This is a genomic window from Poinsettia branch-inducing phytoplasma str. JR1, from assembly GCF_000309465.1.
GTDB lineage: Bacteria > Bacillota_I > Bacilli_A > Acholeplasmatales > Acholeplasmataceae > Phytoplasma > Phytoplasma pruni.
Genome location: NZ_AKIK01000033.1, coordinates 1 through 1,025 on the forward strand (window position 1 = coordinate 1; position 1,025 = coordinate 1,025).

The window sequence follows — 1,025 nt, forward strand, 5'->3', positions numbered from 1 at the left end:
CTAAAGTTTCAAAAGAGAAGCTATTGAATCATTAAACAAATATTTAAAATAAAAAACAATCCTCTTTCGATCCCCTCTATGAAATCATCTCAACTGAGGAATAAAATAAAAGGAGATTTAATTAATGTTAAAATCAACAACTCAATGTAAAATAATTTATCTTTATTTAATAATCTTTGTAGGATTGTTATTTATAATAAATAATCAACAATTAATGGCGATGAATAACGATAATAACAATAATGAAATAAGAAATGAAATAAGAGAAATTAATAATAGAATTTTGGAATTAGCTTTAGAAAAAAAACAATTATCCAACCAAATGAGTTTAAATCCAATAAGTTCTTTTGCAAACTTAGAATTAAATATCAGAAACCGAGCGATATATTTAGAGCTAAACAATCTTTATGATAGATTAAGAATTATCGGGCAACAACCCATCAACCCTAATCAACCAAATAACCCACTAAATCGATAACACCCAAACGCTAAAATAAAATTAAATAATATTCACAAAAAAGACCCTCCCTAGGGTCTTTTTCTTTTACCCAAACAAAACCAAAGGAGGCAAACAAACCATGAATAAAACCAAATCCTTAAAAAAGTTTTCTTAATCATTTCTTTATTAATCCCTATTTTTTTATTCCATAATCCCATCTATGCTCATAACTATTTCCATAAACAAACCAAATCAACTATTAAACTAGTAGACTATCAAACCCTTCAAAAAGAATGGTTAAACACTCAAAAAAAAATGAAAAGATATGACATCAACGTTCTAGATAAAGAAGATATTCCTAACATCTTAAAATATTTCGATATCCAAACTTCTACCTATAATCTCGAAGAACCGTCATACAACCCTTATGGACGTAAATTTTTCTTCAACAAATTCAAAAACCCTCCTTCAGATCTCTTAGGGGTTTATTTTAAACATCGCCCTAATCCTTTTAATATCCAATACCCCGATGATGAAGATTACGAATACACCTTAGAAGATCTCCTAAAATACGAAATCGCCATCG

At 28.2% G+C, this 1,025-nt stretch carries 1 protein-coding gene and 1 pseudogene; both read left to right on the forward strand.

Translation table 11 applies throughout. The annotated features are described in order from the left end of the window. The first annotated feature begins 124 nt into the window (after positions 1-124). Positions 125-478: an SVM family protein gene (locus ON17_RS00840; protein WP_017191595.1), complete on the forward strand. Its 354-nt coding sequence runs from the start codon at positions 125-127 to the stop codon at positions 476-478. Between the two features lie 276 nt (positions 479-754). Continuing rightward, positions 755-1,025 (forward strand): annotated as a pseudogene (locus ON17_RS00845) (hypothetical protein); the annotation flags it as partial.